Annotated in this window: 19 protein-coding genes; 7 read left to right on the top strand and 12 right to left on the bottom strand. The window is 63.9% G+C overall.

The features are described from left to right. Window positions 1–126 precede the first annotated feature (126 nt). On the top strand, window positions 127–564 hold the full coding sequence (locus RUH75_RS08565) for a PaaI family thioesterase (RefSeq protein ID WP_313804451.1): 438 nt from the start codon (window positions 127–129) through the stop codon (window positions 562–564). A gap of 14 nt (window positions 565–578) precedes the next feature. On the opposite strand, the gene RUH75_RS08560 is transcribed toward RUH75_RS08565, so the two are convergent. The 12 genes from RUH75_RS08560 to RUH75_RS08505 form a co-directional block, all read right to left on the bottom strand. Further along, window positions 579–1,742, bottom strand: coding sequence for a CaiB/BaiF CoA-transferase family protein (locus tag RUH75_RS08560; RefSeq protein WP_313804448.1), 1,164 nt, complete (start codon window positions 1,740–1,742; stop codon window positions 579–581). Continuing rightward, complete coding sequence (locus RUH75_RS08555) at window positions 1,735–2,364, bottom strand: TetR family transcriptional regulator (protein WP_313804445.1); 630 nt, start codon at window positions 2,362–2,364, stop codon at window positions 1,735–1,737. Before RUH75_RS08555 ends, RUH75_RS08560 begins: the two co-directional genes overlap by 8 nt. 25 nt (window positions 2,365–2,389) lie before the next feature. Further along, on the bottom strand, window positions 2,390–3,907 hold the full coding sequence (locus RUH75_RS08550; protein ID WP_313804443.1) for an AMP-binding protein: 1,518 nt from the start codon (window positions 3,905–3,907) through the stop codon (window positions 2,390–2,392). Between the two features lie 13 nt (window positions 3,908–3,920). After that, window positions 3,921–4,829 (bottom strand): SDR family oxidoreductase, encoded by a 909-nt coding sequence (locus RUH75_RS08545; protein ID WP_313804441.1) that lies wholly within the window; start codon window positions 4,827–4,829, stop codon window positions 3,921–3,923. A 20-nt stretch (window positions 4,830–4,849) separates the two neighbouring features. Beyond that, window positions 4,850–6,013 (bottom strand): acyl-CoA dehydrogenase family protein, encoded by a 1,164-nt coding sequence (locus RUH75_RS08540; RefSeq protein ID WP_313804439.1) that lies wholly within the window; start codon window positions 6,011–6,013, stop codon window positions 4,850–4,852. Next, a complete protein-coding gene (locus RUH75_RS08535; RefSeq protein ID WP_313804437.1) occupies window positions 6,014–7,219 on the bottom strand; it encodes an acetyl-CoA acetyltransferase in 1,206 nt (401 codons plus the stop codon). An 8-nt stretch (window positions 7,220–7,227) separates the two neighbouring features. Then, window positions 7,228–8,688 (bottom strand): OB-fold domain-containing protein, encoded by a 1,461-nt coding sequence (locus tag RUH75_RS08530; protein WP_313804434.1) that lies wholly within the window; start codon window positions 8,686–8,688, stop codon window positions 7,228–7,230. Next, window positions 8,679–9,521 carry a MaoC/PaaZ C-terminal domain-containing protein gene (locus RUH75_RS08525; protein WP_313804431.1) on the bottom strand — a complete coding sequence of 281 codons (843 nt, stop codon included), beginning with the start codon at window positions 9,519–9,521 and terminating at the stop codon, window positions 8,679–8,681. Before RUH75_RS08525 ends, RUH75_RS08530 begins: the two co-directional genes overlap by 10 nt. Window positions 9,522–9,528: 7 nt before the next feature. Continuing rightward, on the bottom strand, window positions 9,529–10,440 hold the full coding sequence (locus tag RUH75_RS08520; protein ID WP_313804428.1) for an SDR family NAD(P)-dependent oxidoreductase: 912 nt from the start codon (window positions 10,438–10,440) through the stop codon (window positions 9,529–9,531). A gap of 66 nt (window positions 10,441–10,506) precedes the next feature. After that, a complete protein-coding gene (locus RUH75_RS08515; protein ID WP_313804425.1) occupies window positions 10,507–11,766 on the bottom strand; it encodes an MFS transporter in 1,260 nt (419 codons plus the stop codon). Further along, a complete protein-coding gene (locus tag RUH75_RS08510; RefSeq protein ID WP_313804422.1) occupies window positions 11,763–12,728 on the bottom strand; it encodes an alpha/beta hydrolase in 966 nt (321 codons plus the stop codon). Before RUH75_RS08510 ends, RUH75_RS08515 begins: the two co-directional genes overlap by 4 nt. 16 nt (window positions 12,729–12,744) lie before the next feature. Continuing rightward, a complete protein-coding gene (locus RUH75_RS08505; RefSeq protein WP_313804419.1) occupies window positions 12,745–15,042 on the bottom strand; it encodes a TonB-dependent receptor in 2,298 nt (765 codons plus the stop codon). A 272-nt stretch (window positions 15,043–15,314) separates the two neighbouring features. Between RUH75_RS08505 and iolG the strand changes: the two genes are divergently transcribed. The 6 genes from iolG (at window position 15,315) to iolB (ending at window position 22,710) form a co-directional block, all read left to right on the top strand. Then, entirely contained in the window at window positions 15,315–16,307 is a 993-nt protein-coding gene (gene iolG, locus RUH75_RS08500; protein WP_313804416.1) for an inositol 2-dehydrogenase, read from the top strand. A 25-nt stretch (window positions 16,308–16,332) separates the two neighbouring features. Beyond that, window positions 16,333–17,181: a MurR/RpiR family transcriptional regulator gene (locus RUH75_RS08495; RefSeq protein WP_313804413.1), complete on the top strand. Its 849-nt coding sequence runs from the start codon at window positions 16,333–16,335 to the stop codon at window positions 17,179–17,181. Between the two features lie 69 nt (window positions 17,182–17,250). Next, window positions 17,251–19,164 (top strand): bifunctional 5-dehydro-2-deoxygluconokinase/5-dehydro-2-deoxyphosphogluconate aldolase, encoded by a 1,914-nt coding sequence (iolC, locus tag RUH75_RS08490; protein WP_313804410.1) that lies wholly within the window; start codon window positions 17,251–17,253, stop codon window positions 19,162–19,164. Next, window positions 19,161–21,002 (top strand): 3D-(3,5/4)-trihydroxycyclohexane-1,2-dione acylhydrolase (decyclizing), encoded by a 1,842-nt coding sequence (gene iolD / locus RUH75_RS08485; RefSeq protein WP_313804407.1) that lies wholly within the window; start codon window positions 19,161–19,163, stop codon window positions 21,000–21,002. Before iolC ends, iolD begins: the two co-directional genes overlap by 4 nt. Next, complete coding sequence (gene iolE / locus RUH75_RS08480) at window positions 20,999–21,898, top strand: myo-inosose-2 dehydratase (protein WP_313804405.1); 900 nt, start codon at window positions 20,999–21,001, stop codon at window positions 21,896–21,898. Before iolD ends, iolE begins: the two co-directional genes overlap by 4 nt. Beyond that, on the top strand, window positions 21,895–22,710 hold the full coding sequence (gene iolB / locus RUH75_RS08475) for a 5-deoxy-glucuronate isomerase (RefSeq protein ID WP_313804404.1): 816 nt from the start codon (window positions 21,895–21,897) through the stop codon (window positions 22,708–22,710). The genes iolE and iolB overlap by 4 nt, the downstream gene beginning before the upstream one ends. The last annotated feature ends 170 nt before the right edge of the window (window positions 22,711–22,880 follow it).

Here is a 22,880-nt window from a genome sequence, read left to right as displayed (position 1 = left end):
TCATTCAAAATAATAATCGTAATTAATGGAAAATAATGGTGTGAAAAGGAAATATTTAATTCAAAAATTTTGAATTAAATATAGAATATGTTTGACATTATATAAAATTAACCCATTGTATCTTGCATGATTAAATATCCAGAAGGCTTCTCGCTATATAAATCATCGCCATTTACGGCCTTTCTTGGCAATCTGTATTCCAAGCGCGACGAGGCGGGGATCAGTTTCGGCCTTCTTCTGGAGGAAAGGCACGCCAATTTCTCCATGCATGCGCATGGCGGCGTCATCGCGGCAATGTCCGACATCGCGTTGACTAATGCCATCAGGGATGCCCGCGAGCCGCCGACGCCCCCTGTAACCTTGAGCCTGACGACCGAATATCTCGCGCCGGCATCGATAGGCGAATGGCTCATCGCCGAAGTGACCGTCAGGTCGGCGGGTCGCTCGATTGCGTTTGCTTCCGCCGAGTTCAGGTCGGACGGCAGGCTCTGCGCCATCGCCCATGGCACGTTCAAATATGTCCGCGCGGCGCCGGAGCGTGCCGATGACAATGAACGGTCGTAGCGGTCCATGGTCAGCTAACCGAAAGCGCCTTCCGCCTCGAGCCGCCTGATCTCCGCCTCGTCCATGCCGAGGTCGGAGAGGATGGCGGCGCGATCCGATCCGGGGGCCACCGGTTTTGACGGCTGGTTCAGGCTGGTTCTGGAGTAGCGCGGCGCCGGCGCCGGTTGGACCAGTCCATCAATCTCCACGAAGGTCCCGCGCTCGCGGTTGTGCGGAAATTCCAGGGCTTCGCCCATGTCGAGGACGGGCGAGACACAGGCGTCGATCCCGGAAAAGATCGCGACCCACTCGTCCCGGGTCCTGGTCGCTATCACTCGCGCGACGCGGCGTTTGAGCTCGGGCCAGAGTTCCTCGTCACGCTGGCGGTGAAAATCGCGATCTCCGTCGAGGCCCAATGTTTCGAGAAAGCGCGCGTAGAAAGCAGGTTCGATTGCTCCGATCGCCAGATAGCCGTCAGCCGCCCTGTATACCCCATAGAAATGGGCGCCGCCGTCGAGGGTGTTCGCGCAGCGCCGGTCGTTCCATCGGCCCGCCGCCCGGTTGCTCCAGATCATGCTGGCCAGCAGCGCGGCGCCGTCCGTCATCGCGCAGTCGACAACCTGACCCTCGCCGGTGTTCCTGGCATGCAGCATGGCCGCGACCATGCCGAATGCCAGCATCATCCCGCCGCCGCCGAAATCGGCGATGAGGTTGAGTGGAGGAATCGGACCCCGATCCTCGTCGCCGATGAGGCCAAGCACGCCGGCGATCGCAATATAGTTGATGTCGTGCCCGGCCGTGTCGGCAAGGCTGCCATGCTGTCCCCATCCGGTCACGCGGCCATAGACGAGGTGGGGATTGTCGGACAAGGCGATGTCCGGTCCCAGTCCCAGCCGTTCCATTACTCCCGGACGGAACCCCTCGATCAGGCCGTCGGCGTTGCGCAACAGCTTGCGCAAGACTGACCTGCCGCCCTGTGACTTCAGGTCGAGCGCGATCGACCGGCGCGATCGCCGCAGGATGTCGGTCATCGGGTCGAGGCCGGACCCCGCCCGCACGCCGCCCGGGCGTTCGATGGCGATCACCTCTGCCCCGTGATCGGCGAGCATCATGGCCGCGAACGGACCGGGCCCGATACCGGCGATCTCGATCACGCGCAGGCCCGCCAGCGGGCCGGAAGAAGGGGACCTGTCAGTCATTGCGAAGCAGTCCGTTGGTGACGATCTCGACGACGAGGTCCGCATGGTGTTCGGCGGTTTCCGGGGCGATGGCTTCGCTGCGCAACAGCAGACTGGCGATCACCGGCGTGGCGAACAGATATTGGCAGGCTCCGATCACGAGGAAGTAAAACAATTCGGGCTCGACCGGCTTGAAATGGCCCGAAGCCACGCCTTCTTCGAGAAGTTGCCGCTGCGCATCGGCCAGCGGCCGCACCAGGGCGTCGCGAAGCTCTTCCGCCGCCGAGCCTTCGCCCCGCAGCAATAGGTTGAGCAGGCTGTTGAGATAGGGATAGGTGCTGTAGGTCCGCGTAATCGCGTGGATATGGATGCGCAATTTCTCGACCGGATCGAGCTTGCTTTCGACAAGATGGCGCAACTGTTCGATCGAACGCCCGGTGTCGCGTTTGGCCAGGGCGATGAACAGCCCCTCCTTGCTCCCGAAATAATATTTCACCAACGGCGCCGTCACGCCGGCGTGCTGCACGATCGCGTGAAGGGAGACGTTCGCGGTGCCTTCCCTCGTCATCAGTTCGCTTGCCGCCATCAGCAGATGTTCCCGGGTATTCCGCCCCTGATACTGCAACCTCTGCGCGTTTGGCATCTGACTTCCTTGTTCTGGGCGCGGCTCAATATTCGCTTCGCAAGAGCCGCTTCATGAGTTTTCCGGTGGGCTCTCGCGGCAGTTCCCGCCGGAAATGGATGGCCTTGGGCCGCTTGACCGGACTGAGCCTGCCTCTGACGAAATCGGTCAGCTCCGCGGCAAGCGCCTCACCGGCGTCTTCCCAACGCGAAGGCACGATCACGGCCGTCACTTTTTCGCCCAGATCCTCGTCCGGCGTTCCGATCACGGCGACATCGTCGACGAGAGGATGCTCCAGAAGCATATTCTCGACCTCCTGCGGATAGACGTTGACGCCGCCGGAGATGATCATGAAACTCTTGCGGTCGGTCAGATAGAGATAGCCGTCATCGTCCACATGGCCGATGTCGCCGAGCGTCACCCAACCCTGGGAATTGCGACTTTCAGCAGTTTTCCCGGGGTCCTTGTGATATTCGAAGGCAGCCACGTCGGAGAAATAGACGAGCCCGGTTTCGCCCGCCGCCAATTCCTCCTCGCCATCGAAGCCGCAGATGCGGACCTTGCCGAACTTCGCCGTCCCGACCGAACCAGGATGCGCAAGCCATTCCTGTGGCCCCAGCGCGGTCAGCCCCGATCCTTCCGAACCGCTATAATATTCATGGAGGATCGGCCCCCACCAATCCATCATCGCATATTTGAGCGGGACCGGGCATGGAGCGGCGGCATGCACCGCACAGCGCAGCGATCCGACGTCGTAGCGGGCCCTGACCTCGGCCGGCAGCTTGAGCATGCGTGAGAAATGCGTCGGCACCCACTGGCTGTGGGTGACGCGGTAGCGACCGATCAACGACAGCATGGCCTCGGCATCGAAACGGGCGACCTGAATGACCGTCCCGCCAAGGCGATGTATGGCCAAGGCGTGGCGGATCGCCGCGGCGTGATAGAGCGGAGCGGGCGACATGTAGACGATCTCGCCGCTCGCACCGAAAGTATCGCGCCACAGCTTCTCGCCCCGGGTGGGTTCGGACAATGTCGAGGTTACCGCTCCTCGCGCGACGATGCCCTTGGGGCGGCCTGTCGTGCCCGAGGAATAGAGCATGTCGCGCCCCTGGCACTGATCGGGAATCGGTCCGGCAGGCATCGTCTCGAGCAATGCCGCCCAGTCGCCGAAGGGCGGGAGATCGCCATCGATCACGAAAATCCGGGCTTTCGGCATGTTGGCCTGCTCGGGCACGAGGACCGGCGCCAACGCCGCCGAGGTGATGACGATCCGGGCATCGCAATCGTCGACGATGTAGCTGGCCTCCGGCCCGGTCAGCCGCGAGGGAACCAGCGTGTAGACGAGCCCCGAGCGATCGGCGCCCCAGATCAGCGGCAGGAAGTCGCGATGATTTTCGAGGAACACGGCGATATGCGTGCCGGGCCCGCAGTCCAGGTGACGGAATAGTTGCGCCACCCGGTTCGATCGGCGATCCAGTTCGGCGAACGACACGCATTCGCCGGTTTCGCCATAGATGATGGCGGGCTTGTCAGGGGTGAGGGATGCGCGTTCCTGTAGATGCACGGATTTTCCTTCCTCAGCCCCGCCGGGACTTGTCCATCGAATCGGTCGCACGAATGCTCTGGCGCGCATTCTCCCAGTCCGCGTCGCTCCAGCTGCGGAGCGATGAGAAGTTTCCGCCCGTCGCAAGATGGCGCCCGCCGTCGATCGCGATCGTCTGACCGTTGATGTAGTCGCTGCCCGGGCTCATCAGGAAGGCTGCGAGATTGGTGAATTCGGGCAGCCGGCCTACGCGGCCCATGGGATTGTCCGCGCCCGCGTCGCGATCCGCTTCATCCTCGGACATGCCCGGACGCAGCCGTTTGCGCACGCCCTCGGTCGGGAACGGACCGGGCGCGATCGCGTTCAGCCGGATTCCCTTGCCGCCCCATTCGACCGCCAGCGACTGGACCATCGCGTTGATGCCGGATTTCGCCATCGCCGAAGGCACCGTGTAGGGCGAACCGTTCCAGACCCATGTTGCCACGATCGAGAGCACCGAAGCCCGATCACCGCCGGCAATCCAGCGCCGCCCGCAATTGTGGGTGATGCCGAACGCGCCGCGGAAGACGATGTTGGTGATCGCATCGAAGCCGCGCATCGAGAGGTCTTCGGTGCGGCTGATGAAGTTGCCCGCGGCATTGTTGACGAGCCCGGTCAACGGGCCTGAGCCTGCCCAGATCGTATCGAGCATCGCTTCGACCGCAAGATCGTCACGGATGTCGCAGCCATGGGGAATGATGCTGCCGCCGGTCCTGCGCGAAAGCTCGGCGGCGGCAGCGTCCAGCACGCCCTGGCGCCGACCGCAGATGTGCACGCGCGCGCCGAGCATCAGGAAGGTTTCGGCCATGGCGCGGCCAAGGCCCGAACCGCCGCCGGTAATGAGGATATTCTGTCCGGCCATGATTCCCGGACGAAGCATCAGGTCTGCCGTTTCCATGGTCATGGTGATCCCGTCTCCCTCCCTCATGCAGCCAGGAACCCGGCCCCGCGCCTGGCAAGTTCCTTGCCGATGATGATCTGCTGGATTTGCGTCGTGCCCTCGTAGATCCGCAGGACGCGCACGTCGCGGTAGAGCCGTTCCACCACGCTGTCCCGCATGTAGCCCGCGCCGCCATGGATCTGCACTGCCCGGTCGGCGATCCGCCCGACAGCCTCCGAAGCGAACATCTTCAGCGCCGAGGCCTCGAGCGAGACGCGTTCACCGGTCGCGACCCGCCTGGCCGTTTCGCGCAGCATGCACTCCGTCGCGAAGAGGTCGGCATAGCTGTCGGCAAGCAGGGCCTGGACGAGTTGGAAGTCCGCAATGGGCTGGCCGAACTGCTGGCGGTTGGTGGCGAAGGCGAGTGCCTCATGCAGGATGCGGCGGCCCTGGCCGACACAGGAGGACGCGACGTTGACGCGGCCTCGGTCGAGCACGCGCATCGCCAGCTCGAAGCCGCGTCCCTCCTCGCCACCGACGATCGCGCTGGCGGGCACCCTGACGTCATCGAGGATGACGTCGGCGGTCCACGCCCCGGACTGTCCCATCTTCCGGTCGCGCCTGCCGATGGACAGCCCCGGCGCGTCGCGCGGCACCAGAAAGGCGGTCACATGCCGGTTGCCGGGCAGCTTTTCCGCAGAAGTGCGGGCCATGACCGTGATCAGGCCAGCGCGCGGTGCGTTGGAGATGAAGCGTTTCGTCCCGTTGAGGACATAATCGTCCCCGTCGCGCCGTGCCGTGGTTTTGAGCGCGGCGCTGTCGGAGCCGGATTCGGGCTCGGTCAGGGCGAATGCCGTGATCATTTCGCCGCTGGCGATCCGGGGCAGCCACTCCGCCTTTTGCGCGTCGGTGCCAAGCTGAACGATGCCCTGCGAGCCCACGCCCAGATTGATGCCGATCCACGAGCGGAAGGCGAGCGAGGCCCAGGCGATCTCGAGCACCAGCTCGACTTCCTCGTCGGAACGCAGGCCCATGCCGCCATATTCCTCCGGCACGGTCAGGCCGAATAGGCCCATCTGCGCCATTTCCTCGATGATCCCGGTCGGCACTTCGTCATTCTCGGCGACCTGCTCCTCCAGCGGAACCAGCCGTTCGCGGACGAAGCGGCGCACGGTCTGCTTGAGCGAAATCAGGGTTTCGTGATCCATTCACGCATCTCCTAAACCAATGATCGAAATTGCCGCGACATTCTGGCTCGGCATCCCGCCGAGATTATGGGTGAGCGCGAGCGCGGGATTGTCCTGGCGCTGCCTTTCGCCGGCGCGGCCAAGAAGTTGGAGGTAGTTCTCGTACAGCATCCTGAGCCCCGAAGCGCCGACCGGATGGCCGAAGCATTTGAGGCCGCCGTCGATCTGGCAGGGAATGTGGCCATCATGGTCGAACATGCCATCGAGGATGTCCTTCGCCGCGCCGCCTTCGGCACTGACGAAGAGGTCTTCCATGGTCACGAGTTCGGTGATCGAGAAGCAGTCATGCACCTCTACAAGGTCGAGCTGCTCGCGCGGCCGTTCGATTCCCGCTTCCTCATAGGCGCGCCTGGCGGCGATGCGGGTGGTGTGGAAATAGCTTCCGTTCCAGCCGCTGCCCTGTAGCTCCCAGCCGTTCGAGACGGAGAGCTGCAAGGCCTTGACGAGAACCGGCTCGGCCTTGCCGAGCGCCTTGGCGATGTCGGGCGTCGTCACGATCGCGCAGGCGGCGCCGTCGGAAACGCCGCAGCAATCGAACAGCCCGAGCGGCTCCGCCACCATCGGCGCCCGGAGCACCGTATCGATGTCGATTTCCTTGCGAAGATGCGCCTTGGGATTGCGCGCGCCGTTGCGGTGGCTCTTCACCGAGACATGCGCCATGGCCCGCTTGAGATCGTCCGGCTGCATATCGTGCCGCGCCCGATAGGCCGATGCGAGCTGGGCGAAATTGCCCGGCGCCGATCCGACGACGCCGATCATGTCGGACATCGTGCCACGGGTGCGCACGGGCAGGCCGCCATAGCCGGTGTCCTTGAGCTTCTCGACGCCCATGGCGAGCGCGATGTCGCACGCGCCGCTGGCAACCGCATAGACCGCGCCGCGGAATGCTTCCGTGCCGGACGCGCAATAATTCTCCACCTTGGTGACGGGCACATTGTCCAGCCGGAGCGCCATCGCGAGCGGAATGCCTGAAGGCCCGATGTTGATGGCGTCGAATGCGACCGAGAGCCAGGCAGCGCCGATCTGCCTGCTTTCGATGCCGGCATCGGCAATGGCTTCGGCATAGGCTTCGACCATCAGCGCCTCGGCATCGGCGTCCCATCGCTCGCCGAAGCGGGCGCAGCCCATGCCGATGATGGCGACCTTGTCCTTGATGCCGGTTGCCATGAAACCTCCTATTGGCCCTGGAAGCCGGGTGCCGCTTTCCAGAAATAGCGGACGAAACCCCTGCTCTCGTCGATCGACTTGATCCGGAACATCATCCGCATCTCGCGGCCGACGACGGCGTCGCCGGGCTCCATGTCGCAGAATTCGGCGGTCATGCGTCCGCCGCCGTCAAACTCTATCGCGCCGTAATAGGTGGGCGGATCGGGCGAATAGGCCAGATTGTCGATGGTGAAGCTCTGGATTCGCGCGGGCCGATCAGCGAGCCTGTAGGCGTCCTGAACTTCGTCGGCGGCGCTGCCGTCAAGCGGAATGGGCGATGGGGGATATTGCACCGATCCGGTTTCGCGGCCACGCGTCCCGACCAGCCCGAGCACCGTCCGGCGGTTGCGATAGAGCGCCGTCAGCGGCTGTTTGGATTCGATTTCGGCGCGCATGCCGCGCTCGACCTCCAGCATGCCGCCGACTGCCAGGAAGCGCGGATAATGATCGACCGCTATCCGCCGGGCGAGCCAGCCATCGAGGCTCGCCGTTGGCCGGCGCGTCTCGATCGCGTCGCTGGTGCGCAGCAAGCATGCGTCGCAGCCGCTGCCGAAACCGGTCACGAGGATGACCTCTCCGGCGGCCGCCTTGCCGAGAACAGCGTTCAGCATGAGCAGCGGATGGGCGCTACCTGTCTGACCGACCATGCCGGTCAATGGATCGACGACGCTGTGTGGGCCGATGCCGCACGCCTTGGCGACGAAGCCGGCAATCGCCGCCGAAGCGGGAACGATCAGATGATCGACGTCATCAGCCGACAGGCCGGCCTGGGCAAGCGCCGCCTCTATCGCGCGCCTGACGATCCCGCCATAGCCCTCGTCACGTATCCAGCGGGCTTCCCATTCATAGTCCGCCACGCGGCCCGGCGAGCGGAAATGATCGACGAAATCCGCCGAAATCGACGCATGACCGATCAGCGTCGCGATCGGGTCATGGGCCCCGACGAGAATGGCCGCGGCACCGTCGCCCAGCGTCATTTCGGCTTCGGAGGCGGGACGGGCCTTGCGGCGGTCCGACGCGACGATCAGCGTCGCCCTGTCCGACCGGCGCTCAAGCGCGCCGATCATCGCAGACAGGCCGCTGCGGATGCTGCCGCCCATATCGATCGTCGAGACGGTATCGGGCAGGTCGAGCGCCTCCTTCACGATCCCCGACCCCTGCCGATCCGCGAACGGCGCGGATACCGAGGCGAAAACGAGCTGGCCGACCTCCTCACCGTGGCGCGAACCCAGGCAGCAGCGCCCGGCCTCAACCGCCATCGTCACGGCGTCCTCGTCCCATCCGGCAAAGCTGCGCTCGCCTTTGGCAAGGGACTTGAGGTTAGGCGCGAACCAGCCATTCGCCGCGAAGATCGCCGAGCGCAGCATGCGGCCACGCGGCAGATAGCAGCCGAAGCCAGTGATGCCCAAAAGCGGATCGGTCAGCGGCATTCGAAATATCCTTGATCGAGCACCACGATCTCCCTTTCGACGGCATGCGTCCGAAAGAAGCCGGAACCGCCGTCCTGCCACCAGATGTCGGTCCGCAGCGTCTCGCCGGGATAGACCGGAGAGGCGAAGCGGGTATCGAAGCGCGAAAGCGACGAGCCGGTGCGCCGGACGATCGACTGGAGGACCGCGCGGCCCGCCACTCCATAGGTGCAGAGCCCATGGAGGATCGGCCGCGAAAAGCCGGCGGCCGAAGCGACCTTGGGATCGACATGGAGCGGGTTGAAGTCCCCGGACAGACGGTAGAGGAGCGCCTGGTCGGGCGATGTGGGCAGGGTGACCCGCTCATCGCCAGGACGATCGGGAATCGGCGACGGCGCCGTCCTGGGCGCCGGCATTGCGCCGCTGTCCCGGTCGCCCCGCAGCAAATAGGTCTGGCGCAGGTCCGCGATCGCTTCGCCGCTATGCGTATCGCTCAGTTCGCGGCGCGTGTGCAGCATCGTACCCTTGCCGGCCTTGTCGTAAACCGCTTCCACCGTCAGTTTGCTGGTGACGTCGCCTTCCGGCGGCAGGTCACGATGAAGCGAAAGCGCCTGGCCGATGTGCAGGACGCTCCGCCAGTCGATCTCGAACTCGGCCTCATCCAGCCAGAAGCCCGGAGTGGCGATCACCACCGCCATGGTCGGCAAAACCCGCAGCGCCGCTTCATAGACATAGGCGATCTCGCCGCTACGGTCGCTCGCCCCGACCCCCAGCGCGTAGAGCATGGCATCCCGCGCAGAATAAAGCTGGCGGGTCGCGCGGGGGGAGAACTCCAGGAGTTTGGCGAGTTTCATCGCGGCCTCACACCGGATCCCAGCCGAAGACGTCGGATGAGCGCTGCAGGGGATGCATCGACGGGCGCAGCGCGGCCATCGCCTCTTCGGCCACGCTTTCCACCGTCCAGCCTTCGGAACGATGGATCGAACGGATCGGACGGGGCGGGCTGAACAGGAATATCTCGTTCTTGCGCACGCAGAATATCTGCGCGTTCACATCGTGCGCGCGGTCCGAGCAGAGGTAGACCGCGAGTGGCGCGATCTTCTCAGGCGTCATCGACTTGATGCGTTCGACGCGCTGCTTTTCCGCTTCGGTTTCGGTTGGAATGGTTGCGATCAGGCGACTCCACGCGAAGGGGGCGATGCAGTTCGAACGCACCCCATAGCGTTCCATGTCGAGCGCGATCGAATTGGACAGCCCAACCACGCCCATCTTCGCGGCAGAATAATTCGCCTGTCCGAAATTGCCGATCAGGCCGGAGGTGGAGGTGAAGTTGACGAAGGCGCCGCTACCCTGTTCCCGGAAATGAAGCGCCGCAGCCTTGGCGACGTAGAAATAGCCGTTGAGATGCACGTCGATGACGTCCTCCCAATCCTTGATGCTCATCTTGTGGAAGATGCGATCGCGCAGGAAACCCGCGTTGTTGACGACCGCATCGATCCGGCCGAACCGCTCGATCGCGTCCGTGACGATCGATTGCGCTCCGGCCGGGTCCGCGATGCTGGCCGTATTCGCCACCGCGTGACCGCCGGCGGCCACGATTTCGGCGACGACTTCGGCGGCTGGCCCGATGTCCGCGCCCTCACCGTCAGAGCTGGAGCCATAGTCGTTGACGACCACCGCCGCGCCTTCGCTGGCTGCCAGCATGGCAATTGCCCGCCCGATGCCCCGGCCCGCGCCGGTGACCGCCACTACTTTCCCTGCCAATATCGCCACAATAATCTCCGCGTCTTTAACGTCTGTTAAATCGAACTCGTCCCAGTGCCGAAACCGTGGTTCCGCCTATTTCACCGAACGGATGCCGAGCACCAGCAAGCCTCCCAGCAGGGCCAGCAGCGCGGATGCGCCGAACATCGCGCCATATCCAAGCCCGTAGATCAGCGCCGCGGCAATCGGCGAAGCGACGATCTGCGGGCCGGCGGAAGCCACGGTCAATATGGCCATGTCGCGCCCGGCCGAAAGCTGATCGGGCAAGACCAGCGACATCAGGGCCATGTCGACCGCGATATAGACGCCGAAGGACATGCCCCCGACCAGCGCGAAGATCACCAGCGCCGTCCACGAACCGTCCACCGCGGGAGGCAACAGGGATGCGGCCATGCCGATGGATGCGATCGACACCGTGAGCTTGCGTCGGCCGGATCGATCGGCGAGCCAGCCGGCGACCGGGACGCTGACGATCCAAGCCGACATGTTGAGCGTCGCCAGTACGCTCATCGCGATCCCGGCATTTCGCTGCGGCAACTGCGCCACGGGAATCCGGTCCTTGATCAGATAGAACAGGAAGCCATTGGCCATGAAATAGGCGAGGAACAGCAAAGCCCGCGCCGTGAAGGCCAGCGTGAAATCACGATGCCGGAATGCCGAAAGCAGTCCGCCGGTGACGGAGCCCGCCACGGAGATCGAAGCTTTCGAACCCGTTATCGAGAAATCCATCGGCTTTTCGGGGGCGAGCCAGGCGAAGCTGAGCGAACCGGCCATCAGCAGCAGCGCGAGGATCCAGAACGCCCCATCCGCGTCGATCCGACCGGCGATATTGACGCCCACCAGGATGCCGAACGGTATGGCAAGCCCGTAGACCGAAGACGCCAGCCCCCGGCGTCGGGGCGAGACTCGCTCCGGCAGCACGGCGGACATCGCCGCCTGGGCAAAGTTGAGCGTGAACCACAAGGCGCAATAGACCACGGTGAGGATCGCAATCGCGCCGAGATTCTTGACCAGCACCAAAAGCCCCGCGCTGGCGAAGGCCATGACGACGATCCAAGGGTTGCGCCGTCCCCATGGCGTCCGGATACGGTCGGACATGATTCCGCCCAGCACGAGGCCGAGGACCGAGGTGATCGACGACAGCGACGTGATCAACGCGAGGTTCGCGACCTTCTGCGCGGCATCGGCTGCTTCGACCTGGGCGGGCTGAAGGACCTGCTGGACGCCCTGAAGCGCCGCGAAAAGCGGTACTGTGGGCAGGAACAGCGCGGCGATCAGCCGGTTTTCGGAAATCGCCGGTTGCCCATGCGCGCGAATGTCGGCCATCGCCGTCATGCCAGCGGCGCCATTGCCTGGCGCGAAAGGAACCGGGCCGCGAGGTCTAGCGCGACATAACCGTCGGGCATGAGCTTGGGCATGCTCATGAAGGCATGGATGGCGCCCGCGAAGCAGTGATATTCCACCGGGATGCCGGCCTCCCGCAGGCGTTTGGCATAGGCCTCGCCTTCGTCGCGCAGCGGATCATATTCGGCGGTGATCAGCAGCGTGGGCGGCGATCCCTCCAGCGCGGGCGCCTTGATGGGGCTGAACCGGATGTCGTCGCGCTGCGCCGGATCGGTGAGGTAGAGCCCGGTGATCCAATCGCATCCTTGCGCGGATACGCCGAATTCGCCGGAGCCGAACATCTCGAATGACGGGAAGCCATCATGATCGCCCATCGAGACGCTGGGGTAGAACAGGGCCTGCGCGATGACCGGAGGGCCTTCCCCTCTTGCCGAACGCTGGGCGAGAACCGTGGCAAGAGTGCCGCCGGCGCTGTCGCCGGCGACGATGATCCGGTCAGGATCGCCGCCATAGCTGGCAATGTTCGCGCATGCCCAGTCGAGCGCGGTCGCGGCGTCGTTCACGGCCGTGGGAAACTTGTGTTCGGGGGCCATGCGATAGTCGACGTTGATGCCGATCACGCCCGCCTTGTCGCAGAGGTATCGGCACATATTCCCATGCGAGTTCGTGCTGCACATGACCCATCCGCCGCCATGCAGGAACAGCATCACGGCCATCGGAACATCCGGTTCGCTGCTGCGCGGAACGTAGATTTCAATCCCGATCGTGCCGCCGTCCGGGGTAGGGATCATGATGCGGTATTCGACTGCCAGCCGTGGCGCCACGACATCATAGGCCAGTTCGTGAGCTTCGTTCATCGCCCGTAGCTGGTCGATGTCGATCGTTGCCCAATCGCGCTTTCCTTTCTCGGCCGTCGCCAAGAGATGTGCTTTGGAACCGGGTGAGAGCGGCATGATCGGTCCTAACGGGTCAGAAAGCCAGGTCCACGCTCGCGCCGATCATGCGGAACGAGCCCAGGCTGAATTGTTGACCGTAATCGTTCCCCGAGAACGGATTGCTCTGGATGAAGGTCGCAAACCGTTTGTCGGTGCAGTTGCGGCAGAACAGGCTGAGTTTCCAGGGCCCGGATTCCGGTTTCAGTTCCAACCCCAGGTCGAGCAGGGTGTAGCCTGGATGAACCGTGCTGGGATCGTTGTTGGAGGCGAAGAACACGCGCGAGCGCGAATAGGTTGCGGCCTGCACCGCGCCGATCAGGTTCCCGCCCACGGAATGCTCATATCGGGCCGATAGCGTGCCGGCCCATTTCGGCGCGTTCGGCAGTCGATTGCCGCTCGAATCGGTCACGCCGCCAACGCAGGCACGCGGTCCGGTGGCGGGCTGCGCGGCATAGCATTGGTCGCCCACGAAACGCCCGAAGGTCGCATCCACATAGGCGATCGAGCCGGTCAGCGTCAGCCCATCCGTTGGTTGAAACCGGAAGTCGCCCTCAAAGCCTTTCGAATTGAGGACGCCGGCATTGAGGATTTCGAAGTTCAAGGTGCTTGGATTGAAGGTCTGGGCCTGGAAGTCCTTGAACCTTTCCTTGAAGACCGCGAGGTTGAGCAGCAGCCTGCGATCGAGCAACTCGGTCTTGAGGCCTGCCTCGTACATCATCGAGGTTTCCGAACGTACCGGACGAGCGGTGAATTGATTGAAGCCCGGCCCCTTGTAGCCGCGTGCGACGGTCGCATAGGCGGTCACCCGATCGGCAATGTCATATTGAGCGCTGCCGCGCCACGAGAAGTCGGTGTGATCGACCGACGTCGTCGGCACCACCGTGCTCGGGAAGATCTGGTAAAGGCTTCCTGCCGTGTCGATGACCCCGTTGATCTTCACCTTGTCATAGGTCACCCGTCCGCCGGCGACGAGACGAAACGCATCGGTCAGGCGCAGTGTCGCCTGGCCGAACCCGGCGACACTGGTTGTTTTCTGTGTCTGAGCGAGATCATTGCCCAGCGTCGCGGTGTAGCCGGGGGGCGCCGAAGGGGACCCGAGGTTGCCGAAGAGCAGGACATGCTGATCGGCAGTCGTCGTCATGTAGAATGCGCCGAATTGATATTCGAACTGCCCGCCGCCTGCTGACGTGTACCGTAATTCGTTGGAGAACTGGCTGAACTTGCTGTTCTCATGATTGATGTTGAGCAGGTCGATCTGGTGGCTGTCGACGTCGAAGATGCGGAAATGCGTATAGCGGCGCCATGCGGCGATATTGGTCAGTCGTCCGCCGTTCGAGAATTCATAGTCGACATTGGCCTGGATGCCGCCGACCGAGAAATGGTCGTCGGTCCGGCCGTCGGACGCCAGTAGCGTGTTTTCCGGCCCCGGGATGATCCCGGCCGCAGCGTCGAGAGCGGCATAGGGGCTGCCGGCGCCGAGCGAACGATCGGTGGTCGCGCCGCCACCTGCGCCCTTGGAGTGGAAATAGTCGCCCGAGAGGAGAACGCGCAGGCCGTCATGGTCCCAAAGATGCTTGGCGCGCAGGCCATATTGGGTTTGTCCATAGTCGCTGCCGGGGACATCGAGGACATTTTTCACGATCGGCGAGTTGTTCATGAATACGGCATTCAGACGCAGGGCGGATTCGGCGCCGGTCGGAATGTTGATGGTGCCGTCGACCTTTTGCATCGTGCCGTTGTCGGCAGTGTTCAAGAATCCGAACTGACCGCCGAGGCGGCCGGAGGTCTTGCCGATTTCCGGGTCGGTTGTGTGAATGCTGACGACGCCCGCCGAAGCGTTCTTGCCGAACAGCATTCCCTGCGGGCCGTTCAGGACCTCGACCTGCGCGATATCCGAGAAGGGGATGACGCCCACTTCCGGACGGCCCATCACAATATCGTCGATGACAACCGATACGCTGGCATCGATCGTCTGCTGAAACGACAGGGTGCCGACGCCACGGATCGAAAAATTGCTTGAAACCACCGCCGCGTTGGAACTCTGCAACTGAAGGCTTGGCGCCAGCTGCGGCAATTGTTGGGCATCGACGATCTGGCGCTGCGCCAGGTCGGCGCTGGTGATGGCTGTAACAGTAAACGGCACATCCCGAATATTTTCGGGACGCTTGGTCGCGGTCACGACGATTTCGAAAATGCCCCCCGGGTTCGGTGAGAACGATGCGTCCTTCGGCTGCGCGAGCGCCGCGGTTGCGCCAAGGCCCAGGCCAAGCGGCACGACACAGGCAACCAACGATGCGGAATTCAGCAACCCCCGTCTTGCAGCAAGCTTCATGGCTGTCTCCTCTCCAATTCCGGGGCGTTTTGGAACCACGCCTTTCGGAAGGTCGCTGGCGGATTCGATCAGGTCGATCCCCGCGACTTAACGCTCGTTAAACTCACTCCGGCGGCATGTCAACAGATTTTCTATTATTGTATATGACGGAATAAATATTCTATATTATTCGTCCAGCGGCCGCCAATGGTCGTCTGGAAGACGGAGCAAGAGAAGTCGCCCTTGCGCCTCGCTATGTGTAGAGTCGACAGACGGTCGAGGGACGAGAATAGATGGGAATAGGCCAAATAGCTGTTATCGGTGCCGGCAGGATCGGCCGGATCCATGCCGCGAACGCCCGCGCATCGCGGGAGCTTTCACTAAAATATGTGGTCGATCCGATCGCTGAAGCGGCGGCCAGCCTCGCCGAGCAATCGGGCGCGCGGGTGGCGACGTTTGACGAGGTCCTCGCGGATGGAGAGATCGATGGTGTGGTGATCGCCAGCTCCACCGATACGCATCTGAACTATTCCCTGCGAGCGCTTGAAGCGGGCAGGGCGGTGTTCTGCGAGAAGCCGGTTCATTCCGACCTCGCGGAAGCCAAGGCCGCCCGGAAGCGACTGGCGGCGAGCGGGGGCGCGTTCCTTCTCGGCTTCAACCGGCGTTTCGACCCCAGCTTCCAGAAGCTGAAGCACGCCCTCGACCAAGGAAGGCTGGGAACGGTCGAATGCGTGCACATCATCAGCCACGATCCCGCGCCGCCGCCGATCGATTACATCAAGGTTTCGGGCGGTCTGTTCAAGGACATGGCCATTCACGATTTCGACGTCGCCCGGTGGCTGCTGGGCGAGGAACCCGTCGAGGTCTTCGCATCGGGTTCCTGTCTGATCGACAAGGGGATCGCTGCTGCCGGGGACATCGACACCGCGCGCACGGTCCTGCGGACGGCCTCCGGCAGGATGTGCGTGATCAGCAACAGCCGCAGGAGCGGATATGGCTATGACCAGCGGCTGGAGGTATTCTGCTCGCGCGGCGCGATCCGCGCCGACAATGTCGCCCAGTCGACCGTTTCGACCTGGACCGACGATGGCCGGCGCGGCGACAGTTTCGAGAATTTTTTCCTTGATCGCTACGCGGCCGCCTATGAGGCTGAAATGGCCCATTTCGCGCGGGTTCTGGCGGGGGAGCAGCCGCTGGTGACTTATGACGACGGGGTGGCGGCGCTTGAACTGGCCGAGGCAGCTGCGCGTAGCGTGGCGGAGCGCAGGCTGGTGACGATCGCATGATGAAGCGAGCGGTTCGGAGTAAGGCATGACTTCAGTGAAAATCCCGCCGGAAAGCGCCGCAGAGTTCCGCGAGGAACTCCTCGAGCGATTCGACGGCCTGAGCAAGAAGCTGAAGGAAATCGCGCGCTACGTGCTCGACGCGCCGAATGAAGTGGCGCTCGAAACGCTTTCGGTGATTTCCGAACGCTGCGGGGTGCCGCCGTCCGCGATCGTGCGATTCGCGCAGACCTTCGGCTTCAGCGGCGCCAGCCAGATGCAGCGGGTGCTGCGCGACGGGCTGATGTCGTCCACCATCGCTCTCAGCTATCACGATCGCGTCCGCCAGCTCGGTGACGGCGCCAAGACAGCCACAAGCGAAATGCCGCTGCTGGACGACTTCGCGCAGGCCAGCGTCCTGGCGCTCGAGCACCTCAGGGAGACGGTTTCGCGAGCGGAACTTGCCAAGGCGGTCGGCATGATATCGCATGCATCGACCGTCTGCGTCGCGGGCTTTCGCCGGGCGTTCCCCGTCGCCTCCTACCTTGCTTATTCGCTGCTGCAACTCGGCAAGAGGACCCTGTTCATCGACGGGGTCGGAGGCTTGGCCGCGCCGCAGATGACCAATCTGGGCCGGGCGGATCTGCTCGTCGCCATCAGTTACCAGCCCTATGCTCCCGAAACGATCGAAGTGGCGCGCAAGGCGAAGGAGCGCGGAGCGAAAATCCTCGCGATCAGCGACAGCCCGGTCAGCCCCATCGCCCTGCTGGCCGACGCTTTCCTGCTCGTGCAGGAATCGGAGATGCGCGGCTTTCGATCGCTTTCGGCCTCGATGTGCCTTGCCCAGACGCTGGCAATCGCCTCGGCCCTTGAAGAGCCGGACGATCAGGTTGGATGAAATGATTATTGCTTATGTGTTATATTTGGAATATATGTTCCATCCATGACAAGGGCGGCTTTCGGGAACATGGACGATAGGGTAGACGTGCTGGCGATCGGTCGATCCAGCATCGATCTTTATGGCGATCAGTGTGGCGGCCGGCTGGAGGATATGGCGTCTTTCAGCAAATATATCGGGGGGAGCCCCACCAATAGCGCGATTGGCTGTGCCCGGCTGGGCCTGCATGCGGCGCTGTTGACGCGGGTAGGGAATGACCATTTCGGCCGCTTCATACGCGAGGAACTGGCCCGCGAAGGTGTCGATGTGCGCGGCGTCGTCGAAGATCCGGAACGGCTTACGGCCTTGGCCGTGCTGGGCATCCGCGATCGCGAAAACTTTCCGCTCCTGTTCTACCGGGAAAATTGCGCCGACATGGCGATCACGCTCGCCGACCTTGAGGCAGCATGGATGTCGCCCCGCGCGGTGCTGATCAACGGCACCCACCTGTCGGCACAGAATGTCCGGGAGGTGAGCCTGCGGGCGGCGCAGCGGGTGCGCGAAGAGGGTGGCAGGGTGGTCTTCGACATCGACTATCGCCCGGTCCTCTGGGGACTGACCGGACGGGACATGGGCGAGAACCGCTTCGTGGCGAATGCGGAGGTCACTGCCAGGTTGCAGGGCCTCCTGCCGCTCTGCGATCTGATCGTCGGCACCGAGGAGGAAATTCATATCCTGGGTGGCGCGACCGATTCGCGTGAAGCGCTCCGCGCGATCCGGCAGGCCAGCGACGCGTTGATCGTCATGAAGCGGGGGCCGTTGGGCTGTGTCGCCTTCGACGGCCCGATTCCCGAAAATATCGACGACGGGATCCAATCGTCCGGCTTCCCTGTCGAGGTATTCAATGTTCTCGGCGCGGGCGACGCCTTCATGGCGGGATTTCTGCGAGGCTGGCTGCGCGACGAGCCGGTCGCGCGCTGCTGCGAACTGGCCAATGCGTGCGGCGCGCTCGTCGTTTCGCGCCACGGCTGCGCCCCCGCCATGCCGAGTTGGGCGGAACTCGACTACTTCCTTTCGCTCGAACACCGCCCCGTCCGGCTGGGCGAAGACCGAAAGCTCGCCCATATCCATTGGGCGACCACGCGGCCCAGGAACTATGACGAGCTGGCGGTGCTTGCGATCGATCACCGGGTGCAGCTTGAGGATATCGCGAAGCAGGCGGGTGAAACCGATCTGAAGCGGATAGCCGCATTCAAGGACATCGCACTGCGCGCGCTCGACCGGGTGGCGGCCAACGATCCCCGCTTCGGCATCCTGCTCGACGGCCGCTATGGGGGCGATGCCCTCGCCCGGGCAGCCGATCGCACCTATTGGATCGGTCGACCGATCGAGCTTCCCAAATCCCGCCCGCTGGCCTTCGAGGGTTCGCCCGACGTCGCGGTCGAACTGGCCGAATGGCCGACCAATCACGTCGTGAAGTGCCTTGTCACCTACGACGCCGACGATCCCGCGACGCTGCGCGACGAACAGGAACGGCAACTCGCCATCCTGTTCGTCGCCTGCCGCAAGACGCGCCATGAACTGCTGTTGGAGATCATCGCTCCCGACGACAGCCAGTTGGATAGCCGAACAATCGCCCGCGCGATCCGCCGGATCTACGAAATCGGCATCTATCCCGATTGGTGGAAGCTGGAACCCAGCCGCGATTCTGCCGCCTGGCGCGAGATCGAGGCTGCCATCCGCGAGAATGATCCCTTCTGCCGGGGCGTCGTGCTGCTCGGCCTTGCCGCGCCAATTCCGGAACTGATCGAGGCATTCCGCGCGGCGGCGCCGGTGCCGATCATCCGCGGCTTTGCCGTCGGTCGCACGATCTTCCAGGAAGCGGCGCGCGGATGGCTGGAAAATTTCATCGATGACGAGACGGCCGAAATATTGATGGCGGAGCGTTTTGCCACGTTGGTGGACGCATGGCGAACCGCGCGGCAAGGTGGGGAGGGCGCTTGACCAGGATCTCGCTCACCGCTGCGCAGGCCGTGATCCGGTATCTGGCCAACCAGTTCGTCGATTCGACCGACGGACCCGTCCGCTATTTCGCCGGAGCCTGGGCGATCTTCGGCCACGGCAATGTCACCGGCATCGGCGAAGCGCTGGCCTCCGCCGGGGACAGCCTGCCGACCTATCGGGCGCACAACGAACAGGCGATGGCTCATGCCGCCATCGCCTATGGGAAACAGATGCGCCGCCGACGGGCGATGATCTGCACCACCTCCATCGGGCCCGGCGCGACGAACATGGTGACCGCCGCGGCGCTCGCTCATGTCAATCGGCTGCCGGTCCTGTTCCTGCCGGGCGATGTCTTCGCCAGCCGCCGACCTGACCCCGTATTGCAGCAGGTTGAGAGCTTCGCGGACGGGACGGTTTCGGCCAATGACTGCTTCCGGCCTGTCTCCCGCTATTTCGATCGCATCGCGCGGCCCGAACAGCTGATCGACGCCCTGCCCCACGCCATGGCGACCCTGACCGATCCCGCCAGTTGCGGCCCGGTGACGCTCGCGCTCTGCCAGGACGTTCAGACCGAAGCCTTCGACTGGCCCGAAAGCCTGTTCCGTCCGCGCCACTGGACCATCCGCGCACCGATGCCCGAACCGGACGATATGGACCGGCTGGAAGGCCTGTTGCGCGCCGCCGATCGGCCGCTGATCATCGCTGGCGGCGGTGTGGCCTATGCCGAGGCCGATGACGCGCTTGCCGCCTTCGCCGCAGCCACCGGCATTCCGGTCTGCGAAACGCAGGCGGGCAAGGGCAGCCTGGTCTGGGATCATCCATCCAACCTCGGCGGCGTCGGCGTTACCGGCACCTCGGCCGCCAACCAGGCCGCGGCGGAAGCCGATCTCATCATCGGCATCGGAACCCGGCTACAGGATTTCACCACCGGCTCACGGGCCCTCTTCGCCTGCCCGGAGAGCTCGCTCGTCCAGGTGAACGTCGCGCCCTACGACGCGCACAAGCAGGATGCCCTGCCCATCGTCGCCGACGCCGGGCGGGTCCTCACCGCGCTGGCGGAGCGGTTGCGGGGCTGGCAGGCTCCAACCCCATGGCGCGCGCAATCGCGCGATGCCATGGCGCTCTGGAACCGCGACTGGGAAGCGGCGAGTGAGGCCGATCCGGCTTCACTGCCCTCGGATGCCCAGGCGATCGGTGCGCTTTGGCGCAAGACCGGCGACGACGCTCTGGTGGTCGCGGCCGCCGGAGGCCTGCCGGGGGAGTTGCACAAGCTCTGGCGGGTGCGCCGCAACGGCGGTTACCATGTGGAATATGGCTATTCGTGCATGGGATACGAGATCGCTGGTGGTCTGGGCGCCAAGCTGGCGGAGCCCGGCCGCAACGTTTTCGTGCTGGTGGGCGACGGCAGCTATCTGATGATGAATTCGGAGCTTGCGACCTCGGTGATGCTTGGGGTCAAGCTGGTCGTGCTGCTGCTCGACAATCGTGGTTTTGGATGCATCAATCGCCTGCAACAGGCGAGTGGCGGGGCAGCGTTCAACAACCTCCTGGCCGATTCCCGTCACACGACCCTGCCTTCCATCGATTTCGCGGCCCATGCCGCCAGCCTCGGCGCCACCGCAGAACGCGTCGACGGCATCGCCGGATTGGAGCAGGCGCTCGACCGGGCGGCCGCATCCGACCGCAGCTATGTCATCGTGCTGGAAACGGACCCGGCGATCAGCACCCAGGCGGGCGGCGCATGGTGGGACGTGCCGGTCGCGGAAGTCTCCGAAACGGCGGAGGTCCGCGCCGCACGCAAGGCTTATGAGGCAAGACGCGCAAGGAACAGCGAATGACGATAAGGTTCGGAGCGAGTCCGATTGCGTGGATCAACGACGACATGCCCGCTCTGGGCGGTGCCACGGCGCTGAAGAGCGTGCTCTCCGACCTTCGGGACCTCGGCTTCGCGGGCGTCGAACTGGGCGGCCGGTTTCCGCGCCAGCCGGAGGCGCTTGCGGCCTTGCTTGGCGCATACCGCCTCGACCTTGCCGGCGGCTGGTACGGCGCCCATCTGCTGGCGCGGTCGGCCGAAGCGGAGATCGAGGCGATGCAACCGCATCTCGCCCTGCTGAAAGCCATGGGCTGCAAGACATTCATTCTCGCCGAAGTCAGCAACGCGATCCATGGCGACATGGCCATGCCATTGGCCCGGAGGCCGCAGCTCAGTGACGACGAATGGCCGGAGTTTGGCCGCCGCCTCACCGCCGTCGCGGACTATCTCGTCTCGCAGGGACTGCGCCTCGCCTACCACTACCATCTCGGCACCGTCGTCGAGCGCGCGCAGGATATCGATGCCTTCCTTCGCCATACGGGCGATACGGCGGGCTTCACTCTGGACACGGGACACGCGGCGCTCGGTGGGATCGATGCGGTTGAGCTTATTCGCCGGGCGCCGGAACGCATCGCGCACGTCCATTGCAAGGATGTGCGGCCCTCGATCCATGAGGACGTCGTCGCATCGTCGAAAAGCTTCCTCGATGGCGTGCTGGCCGGAATGTTCACCGTGCCCGGAGACGGGGCACTGGACTTCGCCCGGATCATGCGGGCGCTCGACGAGATTGGCTATTCCGGCTGGATCATTTTGGAAGCCGAGCAGGACCCTGCCGTCGCCGATCCCCGGATCTATGCCGAACTCGGCCTAGCCACACTGCGCCGCGAAGCGCGCGCCGCTGGCCTGATGGAGGCGATATGAGCTTGCGCGTTCGCCCCCATGAGCCAGACAGCCAGGGCTGCGTTCTCGACATCACGCCCGCAAGCGCGGGATGGGAGCATGTTGGTTTCAAGGTTGTAAGGCTGGGGCCCGGCGATTCCCACGCCGGTGGTGAAGCGGGCCGCGAGGCCTGCCTGGTCATCCTTGCAGGAACGGCCAGCGTTAGCGCCGCTGATGATGTCTATGTCGCGGTAGGCGGGCGGGAGAGCGTCTTCGAGGACCGGGCCCCGGGCGCGGTCTACGTTCCCGCTGGCATCGCATATAAGGTCACCGCCACCACCGCCGTCGAACTCGCGATCGCCACTGCGCCGGGATCGGGCGAGGGATCGGTCAGGCAGATCGATCCGGCGGCGATGCCGCGTGAAATCCGCGGCCAGGGCACGAACCAACGCTTCGTGCGCAACATCCTGCCCGAAACCGAAGCGGCCGAAAGCCTTCTGGTGGTCGAGGTGATCACCCCCGCCGGGCACTGGTCCAGCTATCCGCCGCACAAGCACGATACCGACACGCCCGGAGAAGAATCCGCGCTGGAAGAAACCTACTATCACAGGCTCGATCCGCCGCAGGGCTTTGCGTTCCAGCGTGTCTACACCGACGATCGGTCGATCGACGAGACGATTGCCGTCGAGGATGGAGATACCGTCATGGTGCCACGGGGCTATCACCCGGTCGGATCGCCGCACGGATATTCGCTCTATTATCTGAATGTGATGGCTGGCCCGCGCCGGCAGTGGATCATCCGCAATGATCCTGCCCATGAATGGCTGCTGCGGCCGGGATGCGGGGTCGGATAGGTCATGAAGAATCGAATTTATAAATCTCATTGCAAACGTTTGCGTGGAGTTCTAGAAGGTCCGCGGAAGCAGGTTTGAGCGCACTCATCAGGGGCGTCCGGGTCCTGTTCCAGGATAGGGGAGGATGTGGTCAGGACTGCACGCCTGACGGCGTCCTCCCCCAAGCAGAG

This window comes from Sphingobium sp., from assembly GCF_032153725.1.
In the GTDB taxonomy this organism is placed as follows: Bacteria; Pseudomonadota; Alphaproteobacteria; order Sphingomonadales; family Sphingomonadaceae; genus Sphingobium.
Note: the sequence above shows the minus strand (reverse complement) of the source record. Positions and strands in the feature narration are given on the sequence as shown.

Excerpts from the sequence above, each read along its gene's own strand:
- iolC (WP_313804410.1), top strand. The coding sequence starts at position 17,251 with ATGGACGATAGGGTAGACGTGCTGGCGATCGGTCGATCCAGCATCGAT.
- iolE (WP_313804405.1), top strand. The coding sequence starts at position 20,999 with ATGACGATAAGGTTCGGAGCGAGTCCGATTGCGTGGATCAACGACGAC.
- RUH75_RS08555 (WP_313804445.1), bottom strand. The coding sequence starts at position 2,364 with ATGCCAAACGCGCAGAGGTTGCAGTATCAGGGGCGGAATACCCGGGAA.
- RUH75_RS08525 (WP_313804431.1), bottom strand. The coding sequence starts at position 9,521 with ATGAAACTCGCCAAACTCCTGGAGTTCTCCCCCCGCGCGACCCGCCAG.
- RUH75_RS08560 (WP_313804448.1), bottom strand. The coding sequence starts at position 1,742 with ATGACTGACAGGTCCCCTTCTTCCGGCCCGCTGGCGGGCCTGCGCGTG.
- RUH75_RS08510 (WP_313804422.1), bottom strand. The coding sequence starts at position 12,728 with ATGCCGCTCTCACCCGGTTCCAAAGCACATCTCTTGGCGACGGCCGAG.
- RUH75_RS08495 (WP_313804413.1), top strand. The coding sequence starts at position 16,333 with ATGACTTCAGTGAAAATCCCGCCGGAAAGCGCCGCAGAGTTCCGCGAG.
- iolG (WP_313804416.1), top strand. The coding sequence starts at position 15,315 with ATGGGAATAGGCCAAATAGCTGTTATCGGTGCCGGCAGGATCGGCCGG.
- RUH75_RS08545 (WP_313804441.1), bottom strand. The coding sequence starts at position 4,829 with ATGACCATGGAAACGGCAGACCTGATGCTTCGTCCGGGAATCATGGCC.
- RUH75_RS08530 (WP_313804434.1), bottom strand. The coding sequence starts at position 8,688 with ATGCCGCTGACCGATCCGCTTTTGGGCATCACTGGCTTCGGCTGCTAT.
- RUH75_RS08565 (WP_313804451.1), top strand. The coding sequence starts at position 127 with ATGATTAAATATCCAGAAGGCTTCTCGCTATATAAATCATCGCCATTT.
- RUH75_RS08535 (WP_313804437.1), bottom strand. The coding sequence starts at position 7,219 with ATGGCAACCGGCATCAAGGACAAGGTCGCCATCATCGGCATGGGCTGC.
- iolB (WP_313804404.1), top strand. The coding sequence starts at position 21,895 with ATGAGCTTGCGCGTTCGCCCCCATGAGCCAGACAGCCAGGGCTGCGTT.
- RUH75_RS08515 (WP_313804425.1), bottom strand. The coding sequence starts at position 11,766 with ATGACGGCGATGGCCGACATTCGCGCGCATGGGCAACCGGCGATTTCC.
- RUH75_RS08505 (WP_313804419.1), bottom strand. The coding sequence starts at position 15,042 with ATGAAGCTTGCTGCAAGACGGGGGTTGCTGAATTCCGCATCGTTGGTT.
- RUH75_RS08540 (WP_313804439.1), bottom strand. The coding sequence starts at position 6,013 with ATGGATCACGAAACCCTGATTTCGCTCAAGCAGACCGTGCGCCGCTTC.